The following is a 24,182-nucleotide window of genomic DNA, read 5'->3' as shown; positions in this document are numbered from 1 at the left end:
CTAAAATCCCTTAACGACTCATCATACAACTAGCAGTATCGAGCATACGATTAGAGAAACCCCATTCATTGTCATACCAAGCAACCACTTTAACTAAATTGCCCAAAACTTTTGTTTCGGTTGTATCAAAAATAGCGGATGCAGGACAATGGTTAAAATCACAAGAAACTAAAGGATCCTCATTAATATGTAAAATATTACTCTTAGCACGACGCATAATATCATTGATTTCTGAGGCATTTGTTTCACGTGTAGCTGTAAACGTTAAATCGATAACAGACACATTTAACGTTGGTATACGCATAGCAAAACCATCTAGTTTACCATTTAATTCAGGTAACACGAGTCCAACAGCAGACGCTGCCCCTGTTTTAGTAGGAATAATTGAGTGCGCAGCAGCACGGGCGCGTCTTAAGTCACTGTGACTGCCATCAAGTAACATTTGATCATTCGTGTAGGCGTGTACAGTGTTGACTAAACCATGTTCAATTCCTATCGCTTCATGTAAAGCCTTAACGACTGGTGCAAGGCAGTTTGTGGTACAAGATGCATTAGAGACAATAATATCACTTGCACTTAAGCTCTGATGATTTACACCATAGACAATAGTTGCGTCTACATCTTTACCAGGCGCTGAAATTAATACCCTTTTGGCACCCGCATCAATGTGTTGCATTGCCTTTTCGCGATTGGTGAATAAACCAGTGCATTCTAAAACAACATCAACATCTAATTCCTGCCAAGGCAATGCTTTCGGATCGCGTTCAGCGAAAACACGAATCGCATGACCATTAATAACAAAACTATCTTCTTTAACAGTAATTTCATGACTAAAGCGGCCATGCGTGGTGTCATAACGGGTTAAATGGGCATTCGCTTCTAGGCTAGATAAATCATTTATAGCAACAATTTCAAATTCATCTTGTCGATTATACTCATAAATTGCCCGTAAAATACAACGACCGATCCGCCCATAACCATTAATTGCAACTCTCAGCGCCATACTTTTCTCCAGAATGAAAGATTCATTATGAATCAATTAAAAGTTATTAATAACATCAATTAAGTGCTCTACTGTAATTTTTAAATAAACGTAAGCCTCACTAGCTGGTGCAGACACACCAAAGCGATCTAAGCCAATAACCGCGCCATCTAAGCCTACAAAACGATACCAATAATTAGTTGCGGCTGCTTCAATGGCAATACGTTTGCGTATTTTATTAGGTAAAACAGACTCCTGATACGCTTTGTCCTGAGCAATGAACAGTTCACAACATGGCATAGAAACGACACGTATCTTTTTACCTTGTTCCTCATTTAACTGTTTTGCTGCAGTAATGGCTAAATGAACCTCAGATCCTGTTGCTATCAGGATAACTTCTGGCTCATTTTCGCAATCAATAACGGTGTATCCACCTCGGCTAATAGCTTCAAAGGCATTGTCTTGATGAATTAGAGCAGGTAAATTTTGCCGTGATAATAATAAAGAAGAAGGACCTGTATGATGAGTTAGGGCCTGATACCAAGCAACGGCAGTTTCTGTCGAGTCAGCTGGTCGCCAGACATGCATATTAGGTGTCATTCTTAACATAGCAGCATGTTCAACTGGTTGATGAGTCGGCCCATCTTCGCCAAGACCAATTGAGTCATGAGTAAAAACATAAATAACACGTTGCTTCATTAAGGCACTTAAGCGAATGGCATTACGTGCATAATCTGCAAAGACTAGAAATGTTCCCCCATAGGGGATAAAGCCCCCATGTAAGGCTAAGCCATTCATAATAGCAGCCATACCAAATTCTCGTACACCATAATAGATGTAATTTCCAGAGCAATCTTTGGCTGTCAGAGGTTTACTGCCCGACCAGTTCGTATTATTTGAGCTGGTTAAATCTGCAGAGCCGCCTAACATTTCAGGCAACATTTTTGCATAATATTCAATACAGGCTTGTGAACTTTTACGTGTTGCTATTGCCTTAGTTTGCAAACAACACTCATTAACAAATTCTTTTCCTAAGGTGTTCCAGTTATCCGGTAAGTCACCATTGATGCGTCGTAAAAATTCATGATATTGTGCTTTATTTTTTTGCTGATATTGATGACACAATTTCAACCAATCATTTTCATCGCGCTTCCCTTGCTCGACATGATTCCACTGGCTATAAATTGAGTCAGGAATGGTAAAAGGCTCATGAGACCAACCCAACTTTAATCTTACTTGCTCAATATTGGTATTGCCTAGCGGTGAACCATGACATTTTTCACTGCCTGCAACAGGCGATCCAAAGCCAATAATTGTTTTGCAAATAATTAAACTTGGCTTATCTGTTTGAGCCTGTGCTTGTTTAATTGCTTCTTCAATCGCTTCTGGATTATGACCATCAACCTCTTCAATAACATGCCAATGATAAGCCTTAAATCGAGTCGCGGTATCATCAGTAAACCAAGCATCCACTTTACCATCAATAGAAATACCATTGTCATCATAAAAGACAATTAACTTTCCTAATTTTAAAGTACCCGCTAGCGAGCAAACTTCATGTGATAAACCTTCCATTAAACAACCATCGCCGACAAAGACATAAGTAAAATGGTTAACAATTTCTAGGTTTGGTAAATTAAATTGATGGGCTAAAGTCTTCTCAGCAATTGCCATACCTACTGCATTGGCTAAACCCTGGGCAAGAGGGCCGGTGGTTGTTTCAACACCAGGCGTATCTGCATGTTCAGGATGGCCAGGTGTTTTCGAGTGCAGTTGTCTGAAGTTTTTTAAATCATCAATAGATAAATTATATCCGGTTAAATGCAATAAAGAATAAAGCAGCATAGAGCCATGACCATTTGATAGAACAAATCGATCGCGGTCAAACCAATGAGGATTACTTGGGCTATGCTTTAAAAATTTTTGCCACAAAACGGTAGCAATATCTGCCATACCTAAAGGCATACCCGGATGACCTGATTGGGCTTGTTCAACAGCATCAATACTTAAAACGCGAATTGCGTTCGCTAATTCGTTTGTAGAACTCATTTACTCTCTTAGCTTAACATCGAGATGGCTATTGTCGCTCAGAAGTTGTGATTCAGCAAGATAATACAACAGTAAATATTATAGTCTAACTGATCGTAAAAAGCTCGGGATTGAATTTTATTTAACTATTAAGATCGCTGGTATTTATTAAAAATGATCAAGATTGTTTAAATAAGTGTCTATTGTTGATTTTGTTGACAAAGTTGGTAACAATTTAGCATTAAAATAAATAAGAGCAACTTTTAGGATAAAATATGACTGCTGTAATGCGCCGCCTACAAGAGACAATAAAAATTATACCTTTGAAAGATAAGCGATTATGGCAATTCAGTGAACAGCTAAACAATAAAAAAATTGAATTTTTTCTTCCTTTAATTAAACAGCATAACTTACTTAATCTTGAATATAATGTACTCTGTACGCAACTGGTGCATAATTATACGCGTAAAAATTATGATTCTGAACAGTTAAAAATAGAGCTCATAACAGCGCTTATGATGGCTGAGTTATTAGCTCATTTATATCAAAATTATCTCGTAGTACCGCGTGAAGTTATTCGCTTGCAGAAAGAACAAGAGATATATAGGCAATTACTAATCCACACAGACGTCAAATTTCCATCAGCTAATATTTTTAATATCGAACCTTCTAATAATTTTACGCAAAAAATTCGAACTAATATTGCCCAAATTAATTGGCTGCGTCTTTTCTTAATTCGTAGCAAGCGCGTGTTAAATACCTGCGTGCCCTTGGCTAAAGATTTAGAAAAGTTTTGCCTTTTTGTTGCCGCATTGGATAAATATGCTAATCCTGTTGTTTCTTATTTGGGATGGTTATTTTTTATCCCGCGCTTATCTACTAACCTGTTTTTATTGTTCAAGCACTTAATTCCTGGCTTTTGGATGGGAAAAGATGAGAGAAATATAGGTTTGACTACCCGTTTAAATGCTCAGTTACAGCGCCGATGGCCTGAGATTGGTAATGATGTTGCTTGGATGACCGGCGGCATTTTAAATTGTTTTATTTTGCTTGGGCCGTTAGCGCCCTTTAGTGTTTACGTTAATGTTGCTCTTTTTGGTTACGATGTTCTTTTAGCAAGCATAAGAGCAATGATTGAAATTAAGCGTCTACACGCTTTAAAAGAAGAATATAATCAGTTAGCAGATAGTATGAAAGGCCAAGGCGATACGCAGGAGCTAATTGAAATTTATGAGTATCAACAACATCTAAATACGCAATTAAATTATGAATATAAAAGACTACTATTCGGTGTATGTAATACAACAGCGTTATTGCTTGCTGCTTCAATAACAATACCTATTTTTGTTGCCTCGCCCCTGGTTCCCTTCATTAGTGCTTTGCTTATCGTATCGATAACAGTTGCTGGTTATCTAGCTTGGCAAAATATTGAGAAGAAAAGGCCAGTCGAGAAAGTTGAGAAGTTATTAAATTTACCGTCGCCTTTAACCTCGAATAGCTTTTTTGCAACTAAGCAAGGCTTACAAAAATCTAGCGGAGATTTAGAGCCATTAAATTCATCAGTAGAATTGAATCAATGGTAAGCATAGAGTGATTCTTAACTTAATGCTACAATTTTTCTTTTTGCCGAGAAAATTATGTCACAGACTGCGTTGCCTAAATTTAGTCAAGTTAAGCCAGATACTTTTGTTGAGCAACTTGATACTTTATTGCAAGAAAATTTACAAAAGATTGCTGAATTGCTTAAACAAAGACAGCCTTTCACCTGGCATAGTTTAATGCAGCCGCTTGAAGAGATGGAAGATTTTCTAGAACGTTTTTGGTCACCTATGTCGCACTTGCATGCAGTAGTTAATTCTAAAGCGCTGCGCGATTGTTACCAAGCATGTTTACCAAAATTATCAGCCTATGAAGCTGCCATCGGTCATAATGACGCTTTATATAAAGCTATCGAATCTATTGATGCAGAAGATTTAAATGTCATTGAGCAAAAAATAGTAGCAGATACACTGAAAGATTTTGAACTTTCCGGGGTAGCATTATCGAAAGAAAATAAAGTTCGTTTTGAAGCTATCCAAACAAGGCTTTCCGAATTATCAAATCAGTTCGAAAATCATGTTCTTGATGCAACTCAAGCATTTAGCCTTCATCTTACTGATGAGAGTAGGCTAAAAGGTTTGCCTCAGCATGCTTTGCAGACGGCTAAAGAGCTAGCGGCTGAAAAAGGCTTAGAAGGTTGGATTCTAAATTTGGAATTTCCAAGCTATTTAGCAGTAATCACTTATGCTGATGATCGAGCTTTGCGGGAAATGTTTTATCAAGCGTATGTTACACGAGCTTCCGAGCAAGGCCCTTATGCTGGCCAATTTGATAATGGTCCCATTATTGATGAAATACTTGCCCTACGCCATGAGAAAGCTAAATTATTAGGTTTTGCTAATTATGCTGAATTATCTTTAGCAACTAAAATGGCTTCATCAACCAGTGAAGTTAGCCATTTTCTCCTTGATTTAGCAGAGCGAGCTCACTCCCAGGCTAAAAAAGATATAGAAAGTCTAAAGCAATTTGCCCAATCAGAATATCAATTAGAAAAAGTAGAGCCATGGGATATTGCGTATTTATCTGAGAAAATGCGTCATAAGTATTATGATTTATCCCAGGAGGATTTACGGCCCTATTTTCCATTAAATAAGGTCATGGCAGGGCTATTTACAATTATTGAACGTTTATATGGCATTCGATTAGAAATAGTACCTAACGTTGATACATGGCATCAAGATGTTACCTGTTATCGTTTAATTGATGAACATAATATCGAACGCGGTTTTATTTATATGGATTTATTCGCTAGGCAAAATAAGCGGGGCGGCGCTTGGATGGATTCATTACAAAGCAGACGACGTGTTAATGGTAGACACATCCAGCCACCCATAGCAACTTTAACTTGTAATTTTGCTAAGCCAGGTGCTAATAAAATGGCAACTTTATCCCATGATGAGCTTTCTACCTTGTTTCATGAGCTTGGTCATTGTCTACATCATGTTTTAACGCAAGTTGACTACTTGGATGTTTCAGGAATTCATGGTGTAGAATGGGACGCTGTTGAACTTCCCAGTCAGTTTTTTGAGAATTGGTGCTGGGAAAAAAGCGCCCTTGAATTATTGGCTGAGCATGTTGAAACAGGCGAACCCTTACCTGATAGCTTATATCAAAAATTGATTGCTGCTAAAAATTTTCAGTCTGCTATGGCTATGATGCGTCAATTAGAATTTTCTTTATTCGATTTTCGTATTCATCAAGAATTTAATGCAGAGCAGAAGCAATTTGTACAAACAATTTTAAATCAAGTTCGCAGCCAAACAACAGTCGTTCCAATCGCTAAATATAATCGTTTTCAGCATAGTTTTTCTCATATTTTTGCTGGCGGTTATGCAGCGGGTTATTACAGTTATAAATGGGCTGAAGTCCTCTCAAGTGATGCATTTGCACGCTTTGAGGAAGAAGGAATTTTCAATCCTAAGACTGGCCGAGATTTTCTCCATTCAATTTTAGAAGTAGGTGGTTCAAAAAAAGCGAAAGATGCCTTTATAAGTTTTAGGGGCCGACCTGCCGCAATTGATGCTCTATTGCGTCATAATGGAATAAATTAGTCTAAGTTGTAAAAAATTTAGTGAGTAGGTTAAAAATAAGTGACTGTAGTCAGGCTAAATGATCATTTAAAGCCTGCAATATTTAAAAAATATGATATACTTAAAGTGTTCCTAAAAGGGGGGCGACTTGGCTTCGACGCGGGTTGCGAAACCTAAGGTGCATGCCGAGAACTTGAGAGAACTCTCGTAAATCAATCTCACTTAAATATAAATGCAAACGATGAAAACTTTGCAGGTGAAGCTATCGCTGCGTAAGCATTGATAGTGTAACCGCACCGTGCGCTGCCATAAAACCAGCGCCCCGTTGACCGAGCTCGCTTATCGGTATCGAATCAACGGTCATAGAAGATAAGCTAGCTTCTATAGTTGTCTCGGCTATAAAGGTGAAATTAAGAGACTAGCTGTGTTAAATCCTGCCTGTCGGAGAGGACACAGCGAATACTAAAAGACAAGGCTAAGCATGTAGATCTAAGGGCAGAGGATTTGCGGACGCGGGTTCAATTCCCGCCGCCTCCACCAATTAAAGATTCAGTAACATCCAGTGAAGTCCTAAAATTCCTTGTAAATAAAGGATTTTCCACTAAATCATATCTCATATCATCCTAACAAATCTATTGACAGCCTTGGGCAACTGTGGGCAAGATCACGGACAACGGATGTCTTGTAGTAGTAATGAATTGCCCACATGCCCTTAACTGATGTATCCATTCATAGTGCCAAGATTGCAGAAAAAATCTATAAAATGGTGGATGAGCGAGGCTTATATTTAGAAGTTGCCCCTTCTGGCGGTAAGTGGCGGCGTTTCAGGTATCGCTTCGAAGGTAAAGATAAACGAATTTTTAGGTACTTATCCTGATATTAGTTTAAAAGAGGCGCGCGATAGAAGGGATGAATGCCGTAAGATGGTTGCAAATGATATTGATCCTAGTGAGCATCGCAAAGCCAAGAAGGCAGCAAGAATTGAAAATGCTGCAAACAGTTTTGAAGTGGTAACTAGAGAATGGTTTTTAAAATATTCCTCCCAATGGACAGAAAGTCACGGAAGTAAAATTATTAGGAGGTTGGAGCGAGACGTTTTTCCATGGATCGGTAATAATCCAGTTGCAGACATTAATGCACCTACGCTTTTAACGGTGGTTCGCCGAATAGAAAGTCGAGGAGCAATAGAAACGGCTCACCGTGCATTAAGCAATTGTGGGCAAGTATTCCATTATGCTATTGCAACAGGTCAGGCTGTGCGTGATCCTTCCCAAGATTTGCGAGGCGCATTAACACCAGTGAAAGAAACACATTTTGCAGCTGTTTACTGAACCCAAAGATGTGGCTAGGCTACTAAGAGCTTTGGATGATTACGAGGGGACATTAATAGTAAAATGTGCCTTACGCTTAGCACCATTAGTATTTGCTCGCCCAGGAGAACTTCGTAAGGCAGAGTGGGATCATATCGATCTTGACACTGCAGAATGGCGTTATATTGTTACAAAAACTGATACTGCTCATATTGTCCCCTCTCTCAGCAAGCCTTATACATACTAAAAGAGCTTTACAGACTGGCCGTGATAAATATGTTTTCCCAAGTGCTCGGGATAAAATCGTCCCATGAGTGATAATGCGATTCTAGCAGCTATGCGTCGTATGGGCATTCATAAAGAAGAAATGACAACCCATGGTTTTCGAGCAATGGCTAGGACTATTCTTGATGAAGTGCTTGGGTTTCGACCAAATATTATTGAACATCAATTAGCCCATGCAGTACGTGATCCTAATGGGCGAGCTTATAATCGTACAGCACATTTAAGTGACCGTAAGAAAATGATGCAGGCTTGGCCGAACTATTTGGATGAAATAAAAACAGACAAAATATCCTCCTGAAAATTTAAATTACTAGTGTATTACTTGTAGGTTTTGGCAAATGCTGTTAAATATCGAAGTCTAAACAAATTATTTAAAGCTATATTGCATAATAAATGAAACAGCATGAATAATTAACGAATACAGGTCTTGCCAGCTTTGATGTATTAATTTTCGAATTCTTGTTTTAATAAGGGATAAAAATTAGAATCAATATTGTCTGTTAGTATGTCTTTTTTGTTTAATCCATGCATAAAGCACACTTTGTTCATAAAAATTATGAATGACTATATCTTGTAGTATGGGAAGTAAATTAATCCAAAAATCTAAGTATAGAATATTTATGAATAGAACATTAGAAGATCTCGAAAGCAAAGCATTAAAATTTTGGCCTATTAAACTTTCCGAAAAAGAGAAAAGCTCGAGTATTATACCTGCCCTTATTGAAACTCAGGACAAATTTATTAGCTTATTAAATCTTGCTGATAAAGATCCCTTTGCATGGAAGCAAGCGATAACTTTGTCAAAAATTATGCATGCTAATTTATTTCTGAAACATTTAATGGTCTTGGCTGATCTTGGTGGAGAAAAGCTAATGCGGTTAAAAAAAGAGCTGCTCTTCTACCTCCCTGGGCAAATAATGAAATTTACTTGGAATGGTACGAATTATGAATACCTATTTAAATCCCTAAATAGCTCAAAGACTTGGAGTAATACAGCATTAAAGGTAGATGGTGTAGGTTTATTACTTGAACATGCTGTTACACCTGCAGTTGAAGATGTAATCAATCTTATACTTTTTGGAGGCTTAACAATAAATGCTAATTTACCTCAAGAAGTATTAGATAAGTGTATTATTGGAACTCTAATAGGAGAAAATGAAAAATTAGAGGACTTTGTTAAGCAACGATATATATGGGTAAGTAGAATTACGGGAGGGGCCACAGCAAATGCTTTAGGTAATCTTGCTCAGGCCTATGTAATTGAATACCTTCAAAATAAACTTCCTAATTGGAATTTTGGGAAAAAAACAATTCCTGGAATTTCTCAAAATGCTCGTACTTTAATGGCTTGTGATATTGTTGCAGAATCTCCGAAAAAAAATTATTGTGCAATTGAAGTTAGTTTTCAGGTAACTACCAATAGTGTGATTGAAAGAAAAGCAGGGCAAGCAAGGGCTCGGCAGATAAATCTTCATAATGCAGGTCATAAAATAGCATATATAATAGATGGCGCTGGAAACTTTGAAAGAGCATCTGCCCTAAAATCGATTATCGAATTTAGCGATTTTACAGGGACGCTTAGAGATGATGAGTTAGATGGTCTTTGTGATTTTCTTTTATCAATTGACGAGGTAATCTAAAATGGCACATTTAAGTGAGCATAGCTCACCTTTGCAAATCATAAAGAAGGGAGATGGCTTAGAGTATCCTTCCCATGAAGGGCCTAATGTCGAATTTATATATCTACCTTATTATAATAACCTTAACGAAATTTCCAATAAAGAATCTCTTTATATGGCTTTAAATGATTTGCTTGCCCATACGAATGAGCAATCAATTATTGCTGTATTAACTTCTTCGTTTTTTGCCGTTGATTTTTTATCACAATTACCAGAAAAAATTCATTTGAAACTTTGGATTTCAATAAAACTTTCTAATGCTGAAAGAGTATTAACGAGCTTTGATCAATCTAATGCTGCCTTAATTATACTATCAAAACATGACAAAGCTTTAATTCATACCAAAACAAGAATTAGTTATACTTATTGCCCTGCCTGCGATAAAACCACAAAAGACTATGGCGGAAAGAAACATCTATACCACCAGTATGGAACACTTATGTCAGATGTTTGGCGTGATATCTCTATAGATTTTGAGAAGGAGCCTGAACAGATTATTAATCGTTTGTCTGATTTATTTGGCTTAGAAGAATTTAATGCTATAAATTATTTTGATTGGAGATTAAATTATCCCAAAAATAATGCGAAGCCCAAATATAAACAATATAAGAATTTGAAGGTAGAAACATTAGAATTTGATTCTCTTTTGTTAAATATGGATTGTCTTGAGTCGCTACAAAGTTTACCTTCAAATAGTATAGATTTTTGCTTTGCAGACCCTCCCTATAACATTCAGAAAAAATATGAAAATTGGAATGATGGAATAGATATAATAGATTATTTTGAATGGTGCGATAAATGGTTATGTGAGCTTGCAAGAGTTTTAAAGCCTGGTTGTACATTAGCAATTCTTAATATTCCACAATGGTGTGTCCGTCATTATAAATATTTATCAAGCATTCTAGATTTTCAAGATTGGATTGTTTGGGAAGGCTTAAGTTTACCAGTAAGAATGATAATGCCTGCTCACTATTCTATTTTATGTTTCTCGAAGGGAGCACCAAGAAATCAGCCGGGTTTTCTTCGTAAAAATCACTCTCCAATAGAATTAGATGCTCTTACTACAGTTAAAGAAAATTACTGTAATCGTCCCAGTTGTATTAAAAGAAGAAGACAAGAAATAGACGATACTCAAACTGCTACAAATATTTGGTGGGATATTCATAGATTAAAACATAATAGTAGACGAGTGGATCATCCTTGCCAATTACCTCCAGCTTTAATGCGCCGACTTATATCTTTCTTCACAAATGAAAATGAAATTGTTTTAGATCCATTTAATGGAGCAGGAACAACTACTTTAACATCAGCCCAATTGCATAGGCGTTTTATTGGTATAGAGCTTTCTGAGTATTATCACCAAATTGCTCTAAACCGTCATCAAGAGTTAGTACAAGGCATAGATCCTTTCAGGAAAAACGATGGAACACCTAAAGCGAAAAACAGTAGAGTAGAAAGATTAGAAAAACAAGCTTATAAGGTGAGTAAAAAAGTACTACAATTAGAAATTAAGCAAATTTGTGAGAAAATTGGACATATTCCATCTCGAGAAGAGGTGCTAGAGTATAGTAGTTACCCAATAGAATATTTTGATAATTATTTTATTAATTGGGGTGAGGTGACTGCTGCAGCAAGAACAACGGGCATGAAAGAAGATAAGTTTGAAAATAAATACTTGAATATCGAATTGTCTGAAACTTAATTACTACTTTTCTTTCAATATTTGTAATACTAGTGCAAGAGTTAATCAGGAATATGATCATATTCTTGATTAGCATCCATCATAAGAATTAAATAAATTTTGATTATTATTAAAAAGACCTTAGAACTTCCAAAGTATCAGTAATTTAATTTAAAGGTTTCATTTGTTTAATATAAAAATTTTATCGGATAAGTCTTTATATTTCGCGTAAAATTTTATTAATTTAGAAAAATATAAGTTTTCCAAGCGATTTCGGTAAAATCAGGATCATAGCTTGGCTGGAAAGCAGTCGTTGGCGCACCAACTTAAAAGATATAATTTAAGGAAAGCGAAAAATTGATATTAAAACTTGGCGCAGAAAAAGGGCTCTCGACATTGCCTCTTTTATTGGTAATTTTCTTGAAATAATTAAAGCTCATCTTCTTTGGAAATTTTTAGGAATTTTATTTGCTACCATTGTCAAAGGTACCACTATATCCTTATCGTCATTGAGCCTTATAAAACTTTTTTTTGCATTGTGTATATCAGTTTGCCCTTTGCGAATTGCAAACTACAAACTATTTATTTCAAAATAAAAATGTCTATGAGAGGATAAAATGCGTTTCTGTGTTAAATCATAATTTAGATACTAGATATAAGGGCAACTTTGAGGATAACTTAAAAAAGCTAAATAAAAAGTATAATAATAAACAATAAGTTATAATCTAAATTAAGTAGTCGCCGCCCCACCATATTGACTTCCATAGAATTTAAACGACTCATTCCGCTGATTGTTTCTTCCTTGATATAGACATTTATGCATAATTTTTTTTTTATATTCAATAACATTGCGAAATTTAGTTTTGTAAAATTATCTGTCTTCTTCTTGATAATTAATTTTAAAATTGACCAATTTACACTTAAATGATCTTTTGTTTAGTTTATTTTCCAATATTAGTGTTGAAAATGGGAAGTTGAGGTCTCAATTGTCCTCTCTATAATACTTTTTCATTTTACTTGTTCGGTAATTTAGTTTTATTATTTTATTTTGTATCTATGATATTGCTCTATTTAACTTAATCCATTTCTCACGGTGATAAGGTCATTTTCTCAACATATTATAAAAAATTAGTTCATTATACGTTGTATAATATTAAGAAATCTATATAATGCGCAAATTGTTTATATTTTGTTAAAATTTGTCATGCCCACTTCTATCCTCGCTGGACGATATATTTATTATTATGATTTTCCAAACCAAGTTAATTCAGATTTCATTTCACTTCCACCTGAAGAGAAATATCTTACAGTTACCTCAGAGGATGATAATTATACCCTTGAAGGCAATCGTTTCTCAAAGTATGTAAAAGAAATAAAATTTCAATGTGACGATAAGATGGCATGGATGATGAGTGCAGTTCCCTCTTCATTAGAATCATTAGAGGAAGTGATTTCTCTGAAACAATTATGTGATTATTTTAATACCAGTGACTATTGGAAAAAGAATGGCGATTGGCCTCAAAAAGTAAATGAAGAGCAATTAAGAGCATTTAACATCGAAGTTCTAAGAAATTGGCTTTTTCAGAAAACAGCACGCTATTTTTATGCTCAGAATCAAGATACCCTTCCAAGTTTGAGTGAATATAAAATGCAGCTGGCCATTAATCTGGAGCAATTTAAGCAAGAATTATTGGCTTTAGATGCTCTCTATTTAATGAAGTCAAACTTAGATACTTTTCTTGTTAGCCTTTTGGACAGCTTCAACTTAAGTAATAACCCCAATAACTGCAATGTTATTAACATTTCTGCTGTTAAAAAGATGATAAGGGAAAACGGGCTATTTCCAGATGATATGCAACTTGTTATTAACCCTAATAGTTTTGAATATTGGCAACAAATACACCAAAGAGCAATTAATGAGTTAACAATAATAATAAATAGTTCCATCCTTGATGAGCTGAAAAAAGAATGTGCAGAACGTTGCTCTGGCATACCGTTTGAACATTTGTATACAATTCACTGGCCTACCTCCAAATGCCTTGAGGACAACGCCCCACCATTACGCTTAATGTCTGAGATAAATGAATTTATGGAAAAAATATCTCTTTTTTGGCAACAGCGAAGCAGAATGATTGAAGAAAAAAAGAAAGATTGGAAAGGTTCATCAACAGGTTTTGAAGTTGCAATGCAGCGAACCCATTCGATATTAACCCCCAAACTAGCTAATAATGAAGAATTTATTCAAATTCTATCGGAGGAATTGAAAAAAGTTGCAGCCGAAGACAACGTTATCGAGTCTCTCTCATTGGTTAATACAAACCCCTTACAGATAGTAACCCAAATGCTTAATGACGAACGAGTTAACAATGTAGCCACGTTAGCTCCTGTAATAGTTCGTGATATTCAACATGTTATTGAGCATATGCCAGATAAGTCCACATTAGTGGATCACTCTAAGAATATTCAGGCACTGGCTCAATTTATGGTGAGTGTTCGTTCAGCCTGTAATCGTGCAGCGCTTATAGACCTTTATGATCGTTTGGAACGTAGTACCAGTAAAGAAATAGCTGAAAAAATGATTAGCGATTGGAGTGTGATCGGAACTGACATTCGCGATAGTGCTCGGATGATGACCGAATCTGATAAGCTTCGAATCATCGCCTATGCTCAGGGGAAAATGACAACACAAGAATACTATATGGAAATGGCTAAATTAAGTGTGAAGCTTGAACGAGGGGAGATTACAGTTCAAGAGGACGTGGTAACTAAAATGTTCCCTAAACTTAAGCAGGCGTTAACTCGGTTACCTAAAGAATATTTTGAAGATTTTTCTCTCGTGTTAAAGCGAGCATTTGTACATCAGCAAATTACACATCCTGAAAAATTCCTCCAAAATCCTCACGAAGGGGCTGTTTTTTCCTCATTTGCCTTAGACTCTAGCAAAATTAAGGCGAATAAAGAGCTTGTGCAGCAAAAAATCAAGCATGTGATACAAAATGCAGTTCTGAATGGTCAGGCAGAAAATGAGATTCCTACATTGAAAGAGCTGCAACATCAGATTGAACTCATGGCATTGAGAGAAAAGATTATTGTGGCCGGTGGTGAGTCTTCTTTAACCCCTGTGATTCATATAATAACTAAAGCAAGACAAGAAATCATCGCAACAGCAACTAATTTGTTAGAACAAGTATATGAGAAATGTAAAAAGGAACTGAATGAGTCGTATGAAAGTATTCCTCAGCACATTGATATCTCTTTGAAAAGATCAAAAAGTAAAGCGCTGCGTTCTCTCCATCGCTCTATAGATCAAAAAATTAAAGACAATAAAGATAGTCTGAGCGGGTTAATCAACCAGTATGACAAAATAAAAGAGATTATCTCCCCTCTCAATGATCGGTCTTCCAATAAAATTGAAGCAATGCTGTTAAATGATGTGAAAAAAGATATAGAGTTTTTTAATAAGTGGGGAGATCCAATTCAGTATGAAAGTATTCAAGGATTTGGCGGGGATAGTGAGATATTAGGAGACGGGGTTTGCCAAGCAAATACCTATCGATTAATTACTCGAGAAATGGTTAGCTTACGTAGGAATCAAGCACTCTCCAATTCTCAATGGAAAGCGGAGGTGAAGATATCACAACAAGATCGCTTCAATCAAGCTTTATATCAATTAGGTGTAAGGGAGAAAACTAACGATGATTTATCACAAGCAGTCTCGAAACGTCTTCATCTTAAGAAAATTCAAGTACTATATAAAGAATTGCATTTTGCAGATGAACCCGCATTTAGCTCTGACTCCCTCTATCAGGTACTTTCTCAAGCTGTTAATCTGCAACAAAAGTCCAAATTAAAAAATTATGGCATTGTAAAAATATCTATTGAGCATCACCCACTTAAAAAAGATGGAACTCAATACTCAGATCAAGAATCGTGGGGACATGCTATCTATTTACGTTATGATCCAAAGAGAAAAACCGCTTATTTTTATGATCCAAATCATGGACGTAGTATTAATTTTTATACTTGGAAAAAGTTAGAAAATGATCTTGATTTTAAAAAGATGAATCAAAGGGAACAGGATGAGACTGTTTTAAATTACATGCTTTTTTGTTTTTCTCAAATGATTGTTAAAGACTTTAATGATATTAACATTCTAAAATGTTTTGAAATGGAAATGGATTTTAGTTTTATCGATAAGTTATTTTCTGCCAGTAATACAATCATTGGTGGGTTAAACAATTTCTTTAAAAAGCAAAAAGAAGAGGAACCTGATAGTAAAATAGGGAGTCTTAGTGAAAAAAACTTACAGTCTTTCTTAAAAGAAATAGCATCTTCATCTTAATGAGGGTAAATATGGCAGCTCGTAATCAAAAAACACTCGGCCAGCAATTAGTATAAATTGGGCCAATAATTGCTAATGAAAATGAGGTATTGTCCAGATGAATTGGTAACTTATATGCCCAGCTCAACATTGCCAGAGATGCGTTGCAATTTATTCTGAAAGTATCTATGCTTGTCGCCACTGTCATCATTTAGCATACACCAGTCAGCGAGAGGCTGATTATGATAGAGGTATTAAGCAGGCAAAGAAAATCAAGAAAAAAATTAGGTTGGAATCCTTGTGTATTTGAAATGGAGGGAGATAAACCCAAGGGAATGCACTGGCAGACTTTCCAACAATTACCCATCGACAGCATATTCAAATAGTTAAGTCATTAATAAAGGCAGACATGAAATTTGGAAATAACTTTTATCAGGAATATATTTGTGAGTGATTTTTTTAAGTTAAATCCACAATAGATTGTTAAGATCTGATATTGCTTTTATATGAATTGTTAATTCTTTAATAATGCAAATGTTAAATGTTAAGTAAAAAAAATTTCATTTATTTATTTAATTTATAAGGTTTTTTCTATTATATTTGTTAATTCTTAGTGTGCTATAATGTTAATTATTAAAAAAAGGTTTTTGAAATTCTGCGGCAAAATTCAAGCACTATGACTTAGAACTTGTACTTCCTACTTTTGAATCACCTTTAACTGATTTAATTATAGAATTAGATCATTTGAGAAGGTTGCGATTGAGTGGAACTACTCACAATCCAGTAATGACACTTCTAGATAATACGCTTTATTATTCGTTACTGTTAAACATACGCTGTTAATCGTTCAAGTACGTGACTTGATAACATCATGAAAGGAGTATAATTGAGCATATTTAAACAACCATAACCCTATGGTAGAATCAAATCTTAATCAATGAAGGACTTGCTGTATGAGTATCGTAAAGATTTTTGAGCAATTGGCTAGGACAGTTCACCATAGAGTAAATTTTAATGAGCTATTAAAAGAAGAATCTATTGAGCTACAGCAAATATTTGAAAATAATGATGCTTCATCTCTAAAAGCTCTTTTCAATGAAAAGGGGAAGCCCGCTGATCGAACCACAATTTTTGAGCTCTAGATTTTCATAATGTTGTTGTGATCGACATGAAAATAAACTCAGATAAATTTTCACTAATTGTTGTTGGATGTGGAATTAAGTTTTTTGCTCATTTAACTACAGAGGCAATTGCTTATATACAACAGTCTGATATTGTTCTTTATTTGGTAAATGATCCAGTTCTGAAGTCGTGGATACAAAAACAAAATTAAAATATAAAATCATTGGATTTTCTATATAGTTCCTGTTCTCTTCGCATAGAAGCCTATAAGCATATTACTAATTATATTTTAGAGCATCTCTATCAAAAAAAGCATGTATGTTTTGCCTTATATGGTCATCCAAGTGTTTTTTCTAAGCCCGGTCTGGAGGCCGTTAAACAAGAACAAAAAAAGGGTTATTTCGCAAAAATTTTACCTGCCATATCTGCTGAAGCTTGTCTTTTTGCTGACCTATTAATAGATCCTGGTTCTTTGGGGTGTCAATCATTTGAGGCAACAGACTTTTTAGTTCATCGGCGGCAGTTTGATGCTTCATCTCATTCAATTTTGTGGCAAATTAATGCAGTAGTTATTATTGATCACGAATCAACAAATAATAAAAAAACAGGTATTTTGCTTTTATTAGATTATTTAAAGCATTTTTATCAACTTGAAGATAAAATTATTATCTATGAAGCAGCACAGCATCCTGGCTTTGAGTTTAAAATAATTCGGTCACAGTTACAGTATTTACCTGATATTCAACTATCAGCTCTTTCAACTTTATATGTTCCGCCTGTAAAAAAAGCTTCTTGCAATCAGACAATATTAAGCACATTAGGATTAAAATAAAAATGACGGATTATTTAATAATCTTTGCTAGAAAATATACAGCAAACTATAAAGGATTACCTAAGCTTTGCTGGCAAGGTATTATGTTACTTTTTATCAATATGTTTACGATAGGTATTTGTTTTTTTCTATCGCTTTACTTTGTTACTATTCGGCATTTTACACCATCTATAGCAGGATTATTGCTTTCTTGTTACGGTTTAGGTACCGTGTTTGGTGGACTTATTGCTGGTAAATTATCAGATAAGTTTCTCCCTAAGTCTATTTCAATCCTTAGTCTTTTAATCCAATCTGCTGCATTTTTTCTCTTAACTTATCTGGAATCGGTCCCTGTGTTAATGGCTAATTTATTTTTACTTGGATTTGCAGCCTATGGATTTAAAACATCTAATAATGTTTGGATGCTTAGCATGTGTAAGCATGATACAAATTTACGTTATAAAACAATTAGCATTTCCCATGTTGCAGCTAATTTTGGATTAGGGTTATCCGGTGTCCTCATAGCTAGCATGACGACTTATGGATTTTAGTCAATTTTTTATTTATCAGGTTTACTGCTTTTGTGCTCTGCGCTTTATCTTTTATTCCAAAACAATACAGGCATTCATATACCATTACCAATCAAAGAAAAGCACTATGATATATATACCAATGCATCTCAACTAATCTTATTGTTGGTTATTTCATGTGTTTTCTTTGTTGGACTAATTATTGCGCAGCTAAGCGTTACTTACCCTCTATAAATTCAGGAGTCATTTCCAGATTTAGGAGTAAATGCTGTAAGCATTTTATTTATTTTAGATACACTCTTGATTGTCTTTTTTCAAGCTCCATTAACCACGATAGCAGGTAAGCAGAATAAATTATTAGTAATAGGATTTGGAGCTTTATTGATGGGCTTGGGAATGCTGGTTTTAAGTTATTCTTTACTATTTTTTATGGCTATTTTTTCTTGCATTATTTGGACAACTGGCGAAATGCTCTTTATTCCTACAGCTCAACTTCTCTGTTATGAGCAAAGTAGCAATCAAAAAAAGGGACAAAGCTTGGGTGTATTTCAAACTATATTTGCAGCGAGCAATGTGATAGGGCTGACATTAGGTGGCATTATTTATCAGAATTGGGGTGGCAATTTACTCTGGTATTGCAGCATGCTCATTGGAGCAATGTGTTTTTCTCTGTGCTGGCATTTCAGTAGAGCTTATACTAACACAGCCTCTTAAGAAAGAAGCATCTGCTGCAAATAAGGCTTCTGGCGCATGCATGAATAAAGTGTCATTAAACCTACTGTCACGATTTAATAACTCAAGAGAGTTTCTAAGTATATTATGGGTATCAGTAGCGTTATGAAAATAGCTGAATTTAACAAATTTTGCTATCTGGCCTATAACCGTATCAGAAGATAGCGCCCCATCTTTTGATAATTCTTCAATAAAAATATTCATGATGTGTTCCAATTCACGCATTTCATTTATGGTACTGGAAGCTAGCCGGGATCTTGGTGAGAATACACGTGTAGCAGGATGCTGTAATGAATAGTAGATTGGGAAATAATCTGTTTCAAAGTTAAAATGTTTAGGCTGCATGATGGTTGGTTTATATTTTTTTAAGCCATAAGACTCCACAAAAGCTTGCTGCAAAACATCAACAGGTAACGTATTATTATCGGTTGCAGGGGCATAACCGGGAACTGCTCCTAAAGCCGTAGCAAATAAATGTTTCGCTGTATCAACAAGGTAAGGATTAGGTTTTAAATTGCGTTTTTTTTGGATGATTGAAAAATTGCTATCATAATAAATTCTATTTCGTTCATACTCATATCGATACCACGCCAATTCATGCAAATATTGCTTTAAAGTTTTCCAGCCCACATCATTATGCAAACTGCTTAACCAATTTTCCGAGAAATAAACAATACAGCAACGCCAATCTACATCAACTACCTTACTATGGACTATTTCTCTAAAAACCTGCCAATGTTCATATAGTGATTTTGCCGGTCGACTTTTAATATTAAAATCTCGCTGTAAATTTGAATGATTTGTTGTTGCACCTATATTAGGTAGCATAAATGTCGAGCGTGCTCCAGCTGTTGAAGACAGCAATCCATTGGGTGTATAAACATGACTTTTTCTTTTATTTAGAATGGTTGAAAGAGAAAAAATATCTCCAGGTTTATAAACGAGCCAAGGAATCGTAATTTGTTCATTTTTCAAATCGATAAAACACTCAAGCTCTTTCTCAAGAATCATGCCTAATGGTGTTCCATTTGCACTATATCCGAGATGCTTAAGAATATCTTGTGGAATATTAGGATCTGTAATTCTGTAGTAGTTACCACTTATATTTGGAAATAAGGAGCTGCATGTGTCAGCATCCGTATCACCATAAGGATAATAAGCAATATAAAGAGGGTAAGATTGGCTTGGCGATAGTTGATCTACAATATTAGTAAACATTGGCTCTATTTCTGCAAAACGTTGCCGAATATCCGACCAAAAACATTTGACTAATCCATTTCCTTCATCAACCTCTAAACATCAATGCAACAGCCTGTACTTTAGGTAACATTTAATAAAAAGCATGTGATTCTAGTTCTTCAAAAATGACGCTGTCAATGAATAGGAATTACTTTTGATTAAATTGGTCATTATTAGGTTCTTAAATTTATATGAAAATAAAATAATTTTTTTCTTTTATATCCAATGTTCTAATATATTGAGTCCAATAAAGAAGAGGCTCGGACGTCTTTAATTGAGTATATCCTATTTCAAGGTAATGTTGATTTGAAACATTAGCTGAAATTTTGGAAGTAAATCCACTTTTTTTAATCAAGCTATTAGGGAAAAGTTGTATTAAAAAGTAGCCTATATCACTAAACAATGGTTAGGACGGATAAACGTCTAATCAAGTTAATTTTTACATTATTGGAGTAATATCATGGCTTTAGGAAAAGCTTCTCGTAATTTAGAATTAATAAATAAACCTTCTATAAACACTATAAATGATTTAAATCAGGACAATTTAGAGAGAAGGGGCTCTGATTTATATTGTGAGGAACAATTAGACTTACTAGAATATCTACCAGAATTTTTTATCTGGCTTAATGAACAAATTAAATTAGGTAATCATCAGTTTATTTTAGGGCAAATCCAGAATGATTCAGATGAGCCAAAAAACAATCCACACAAGAGACTTATTTTTCTATTAGTGGAATTATTAGAGCAGTATTCAGACTATTCTGGTGTTTCAGTTTTTACTATTCATGCAGCGCTTAAACAAACGCTTTCAATTAGTTATTGTTATACGATAGAAAGAGATAATCAAATTATTGAAGTCACGCCGTGCTTATATCCACTGTATTATAATCTTTGTTACGATGTGTATTAGAAGTTTGCCCATAAGTTAGATCTTTTAGTACTGCAGATAAACAGCGGCTGGAATGAATTATCAACACATATGTTCGTGATAGTGATACTGTGTTTATCCATAGCGTGGATAGGCCTGCTAGAAATCTTACTGATTTAAGAAATTTAGCAAGGCCGGGGTTACTAAGGCATAACTTGGTGTTGAACTTTCTCTTTAGATTCTACTGGAATCTCTAGTAAGTTTTTTTGGTGTTTAGGTTTAGGTATTTGCTCTTCAATAAAATTAATACATCTGGTTAATTTTTTATCACCTACTTTATCAGACATTTGCCGTAAAGCATTTAAATCACGTAATACTTCATCAAGTTTATCGTCATTTTTTGAATTCTTTTCGTTTTGTTTTATTGTATTAATTAATTCTCGTATTTTTTTAGTGATAGGAGGTGGAAAAAATTGGCTCCGAGCTTTTCCATAGGTGTTTGTATAATTTTCTAGTATTATGCTAATAATTTTAAGAGGATTAGTTACCTGATAGATAAGATTTTGGTTGGTTAAATATTGAACTAATTGTTCAATATTGTCTTTTACCTTCTCCTCTTCGGCTACCCGCATTAAATACTTGCCTTCCTGGATTATTTTATTTAATTGAAATTGAGTTGGCCGATTGGAAATATCAAGCTTAAAAAGTTGTTTAATAATGCCAAATTGGCCATTTCGAGCTGCTAAGGACAGCAATTGATTAGCAGTACGATAATTGGGTTGCTGTTGTGAATTAAGAAGGGTTGCAACTGTTTTCCACTCTTGGTTTTCAGCCGCTGTAGTTAATTTTTTATTTAATTCTATCTGCGTAGTCATTCGTGCTATTTCAGACGCTTTTGGTAAACGCTGAAAATAAATCTCAGAACGAGATGTATCTTTCCTTGGATCTCCTTTCTCTGCTGGTTGAGCTGCAATAAGTGGCCCTCTAACTTTTTCTACAATAAAGTTCCTATATCGACTAAAATCCGAGTTTTTCTCAAGCTCTTTTAAATTGCTAAGCTTCTCAATTAAAGCCTGAGGATCATTTTCTGTTGCAACAATATCTCTGAGGCTCTGAATTTCATTATTATAATCTTGCCCAAAATTTCTATTCTCATTGAAATTCAAATAAGTTTTCAGTACACGCTTTATTCCTCCTAATAAATCTGCTGGGCCATCAGCAAAAATCAGTTGTAAAGTCAGGAACTTAACCATTAACTCAGCCTTTAACTTATCCTCTGGAGAAATTCTAGTAGATATTGCTCTTTTAGTTACTACGTCTTTGGCTTCTAAAATTGTTGCTCTCGAAGGTTGAGCTGCAGGATTAAGGAACAACAGTTTCTTAATAAACTCAAAATCACCTTCCTGAACGCCCTGATAAAACAAGGCATTGGCTATATTTTTATTGGGAATGATTGATTTTGATTGACTATCAGCTAAAATTACAAGTTGCTTGATTACTGCAAATAACTTCTCTTTAGAATCTACTTTTTTAGATTGTATTTCTTGAAAAGCTAATTTAAACACAATTTTTATAGCTTCTGCGCCAGGCTTATGGCTCTTTAATAGTTGGCTAACACTGTCCCAATCTTGTAAACGTGCTAAGCAATTTAAGGCTCGATCGCATTCGTCGGAAGACGCAATCTGGAGATGAGGTTTAACCTTCTTTCTACTTCTAGACTCCTCTCCTTCTTGGACAGCTCTAACAAACTCTGTTTGTCTTTTTTCATCGGTTGCTACCTTCAATGCCTGCTCATAAGAAATGGAAGCAGGATCAACTTTTGAGAAAATCTTTTTAACTATTGCAAACTCGTTTCCTCTAATCGCGTCTTCCAGGATTCTCTCTATTAGGACTTTACTAAAGGTATCATGTTCAAGGTCCCCAATACTTAAAAGTAATTCAATGGTATCCCATTCATTTCGTGCATATACGATATGTAAAACGTCACTAAGGACTTTTGGTGAGGGACTAGGTGCTCGTGTAAAATAAAGGGTAATCGCTTTATACCATTCTCTCTCGGTAACAAGATTTTTAAATTCTTGGTCAACTTGATCTTGGCTTGGTGGATTATCCCAAGTGGACTCTTCCAGCAATTTTGCTAATTCGTCTCTAGCATCAGCCTTAATAGCTATATCTATAACTCTTTCTCTACCAAATAACTTAATAAATATGCTAAGTGCTTTGCTTTGTTGATTTATAGCTAGCCTTTCTATGACTTCATTAATAGCTTTAGTACTAGGGCTGTAGCTTTCTAACTTTAGAGAGCATAAAACTGCTAAAGCTTGCCAACATTGCTCTGCATTTCCCTCATTTCCTTTTTCTGCTTCATCTATTCCGAGCTTAGTAATTTCTACTAACAGTGTATCAATACTTTTTGCTGGAAGATTAAGGGTTCTTATTTCGGAAAAGGAGTCAGCAATAAATTTAATTTTACTTAGTCGGAGTGCAGTTAACACTTGTAAAATAGATGCGTAATCCTCAATAAATCCATAGTGCTTTTCTTTGCCATCAAGCTTTGGTGGTCTAGGCTTTGCTACCAACCCAGCGTTAATTGCTTCCTCTATTGCCTTATCAATTGTATCTATATTTAGAAGTTGCTGGTCTTTTCTTTTCCGGCAGATTTCGGCTACAGTTTTTGGTAATCCTTTTCCTGCTGCATAAAGTAATCTTTGTTCAGGGACATTAGATATAGGCATAAAAATCTACAACACAAGACAACATAGACACATTTTAGCATAAAATTACTCTAATTGAGTTAACTTTAATCATAAATAATGTAAATTCCATGTAATTACTAGACTAGAAATAGGATTTTTTCCTAATTAGTTGCTAAATAATATTACTAGATAATTTTAGTAAGCCTAAAGTTATTTAGGCTTTAATTAAAATAAAGCAAGATTTAAAGCTAACAGTTCTTAATTTGCTG

At 35.0% G+C, this 24,182-nt stretch carries 17 protein-coding genes and 1 other RNA gene; 14 read left to right on the top strand and 4 right to left on the bottom strand.

What is annotated here, in order from left to right; genetic code table 11:
• Positions 1-10: 10 nt before the first annotated feature.
• Positions 11-1,003 carry a type I glyceraldehyde-3-phosphate dehydrogenase gene (gap, locus tag ACQUW5_RS09775; protein WP_444991059.1) on the bottom strand — a complete coding sequence of 331 codons (993 nt, stop codon included), beginning with the start codon at positions 1,001-1,003 and terminating at the stop codon, positions 11-13.
• A gap of 36 nt (positions 1,004-1,039) precedes the next feature.
• Complete coding sequence (tkt, locus tag ACQUW5_RS09770; protein WP_444991058.1) at positions 1,040-3,031, bottom strand: transketolase; 1,992 nt, start codon at positions 3,029-3,031, stop codon at positions 1,040-1,042.
• 254 nt (positions 3,032-3,285) lie between these two features.
• Here tkt and ACQUW5_RS09765 point away from each other — a divergent pair, with 254 nt between their 5' ends.
• From ACQUW5_RS09765 to ACQUW5_RS09705, 13 genes are all read left to right on the top strand, one after another.
• The gene (locus ACQUW5_RS09765; protein WP_444991057.1) at positions 3,286-4,593 is read left to right on the top strand and encodes a hypothetical protein; all 1,308 of its coding nucleotides are present in this window, start codon (positions 3,286-3,288) and stop codon (positions 4,591-4,593) included.
• Positions 4,594-4,647: 54 nt separating this feature from the next.
• Positions 4,648-6,660 (top strand): M3 family metallopeptidase, encoded by a 2,013-nt coding sequence (locus ACQUW5_RS09760; RefSeq protein ID WP_444991056.1) that lies wholly within the window; start codon positions 4,648-4,650, stop codon positions 6,658-6,660.
• A 118-nt stretch (positions 6,661-6,778) separates the two neighbouring features.
• Positions 6,779-7,179, top strand: a transfer-messenger RNA (tmRNA) gene (ssrA, locus tag ACQUW5_RS09755).
• A gap of 166 nt (positions 7,180-7,345) precedes the next feature.
• On the top strand, positions 7,346-7,516 hold the full coding sequence (locus tag ACQUW5_RS09750) for an Arm DNA-binding domain-containing protein (protein WP_444991055.1): 171 nt from the start codon (positions 7,346-7,348) through the stop codon (positions 7,514-7,516).
• Positions 7,434-7,970 carry a tyrosine-type recombinase/integrase gene (locus tag ACQUW5_RS09745; RefSeq protein ID WP_444991054.1) on the top strand — a complete coding sequence of 179 codons (537 nt, stop codon included), beginning with the start codon at positions 7,434-7,436 and terminating at the stop codon, positions 7,968-7,970. Before ACQUW5_RS09750 ends, ACQUW5_RS09745 begins: the two co-directional genes overlap by 83 nt.
• Positions 7,971-8,001: 31 nt before the next feature.
• A complete protein-coding gene (locus ACQUW5_RS09740) occupies positions 8,002-8,196 on the top strand; it encodes a hypothetical protein (RefSeq protein WP_444991053.1) in 195 nt (64 codons plus the stop codon).
• 63 nt (positions 8,197-8,259) lie between these two features.
• On the top strand, positions 8,260-8,532 hold the full coding sequence (locus tag ACQUW5_RS09735; RefSeq protein ID WP_444991052.1) for a tyrosine-type recombinase/integrase: 273 nt from the start codon (positions 8,260-8,262) through the stop codon (positions 8,530-8,532).
• Between the two features lie 322 nt (positions 8,533-8,854).
• A complete protein-coding gene (locus tag ACQUW5_RS09730) occupies positions 8,855-9,874 on the top strand; it encodes a hypothetical protein (protein WP_444991051.1) in 1,020 nt (339 codons plus the stop codon).
• 1 nt (position 9,875) lies between these two features.
• Complete coding sequence (locus ACQUW5_RS09725; protein WP_444991050.1) at positions 9,876-11,615, top strand: DNA-methyltransferase; 1,740 nt, start codon at positions 9,876-9,878, stop codon at positions 11,613-11,615.
• 1,183 nt (positions 11,616-12,798) lie between these two features.
• Positions 12,799-15,936 (top strand): hypothetical protein, encoded by a 3,138-nt coding sequence (locus ACQUW5_RS09720; protein WP_444991049.1) that lies wholly within the window; start codon positions 12,799-12,801, stop codon positions 15,934-15,936.
• A 932-nt stretch (positions 15,937-16,868) separates the two neighbouring features.
• Complete coding sequence (locus tag ACQUW5_RS09715) at positions 16,869-17,057, top strand: hypothetical protein (protein WP_444991048.1); 189 nt, start codon at positions 16,869-16,871, stop codon at positions 17,055-17,057.
• Between the two features lie 203 nt (positions 17,058-17,260).
• Positions 17,261-17,869 (top strand): SAM-dependent methyltransferase, encoded by a 609-nt coding sequence (locus ACQUW5_RS09710; RefSeq protein ID WP_444991047.1) that lies wholly within the window; start codon positions 17,261-17,263, stop codon positions 17,867-17,869.
• A gap of 2 nt (positions 17,870-17,871) precedes the next feature.
• The gene (locus ACQUW5_RS09705) at positions 17,872-18,399 is read left to right on the top strand and encodes an MFS transporter (RefSeq protein WP_444991046.1); all 528 of its coding nucleotides are present in this window, start codon (positions 17,872-17,874) and stop codon (positions 18,397-18,399) included.
• A gap of 603 nt (positions 18,400-19,002) precedes the next feature.
• Here ACQUW5_RS09705 and ACQUW5_RS09700 read toward each other — a convergent pair.
• The gene (locus ACQUW5_RS09700) at positions 19,003-20,328 is read right to left on the bottom strand and encodes a hypothetical protein (protein ID WP_444991045.1); all 1,326 of its coding nucleotides are present in this window, start codon (positions 20,326-20,328) and stop codon (positions 19,003-19,005) included.
• A gap of 481 nt (positions 20,329-20,809) precedes the next feature.
• On the opposite strand from ACQUW5_RS09700, the gene ACQUW5_RS09695 reads away from it, so the two are divergent.
• Entirely contained in the window at positions 20,810-21,259 is a 450-nt protein-coding gene (locus ACQUW5_RS09695; RefSeq protein ID WP_444991044.1) for a hypothetical protein, read from the top strand.
• Positions 21,260-21,420: 161 nt separating this feature from the next.
• Here the strand turns inward: ACQUW5_RS09695 and ACQUW5_RS09690 are convergent, their stop codons facing one another.
• The gene (locus ACQUW5_RS09690) at positions 21,421-23,952 is read right to left on the bottom strand and encodes a hypothetical protein (RefSeq protein WP_444991043.1); all 2,532 of its coding nucleotides are present in this window, start codon (positions 23,950-23,952) and stop codon (positions 21,421-21,423) included.
• Positions 23,953-24,182 lie beyond the last annotated feature (230 nt).

It is taken from the genome of Legionella pelazae, assembly GCF_052527395.1.
The sequence above is the reverse complement of the archived record's forward strand: the minus strand, read 5'-3'. Positions and strand labels throughout refer to the sequence as shown.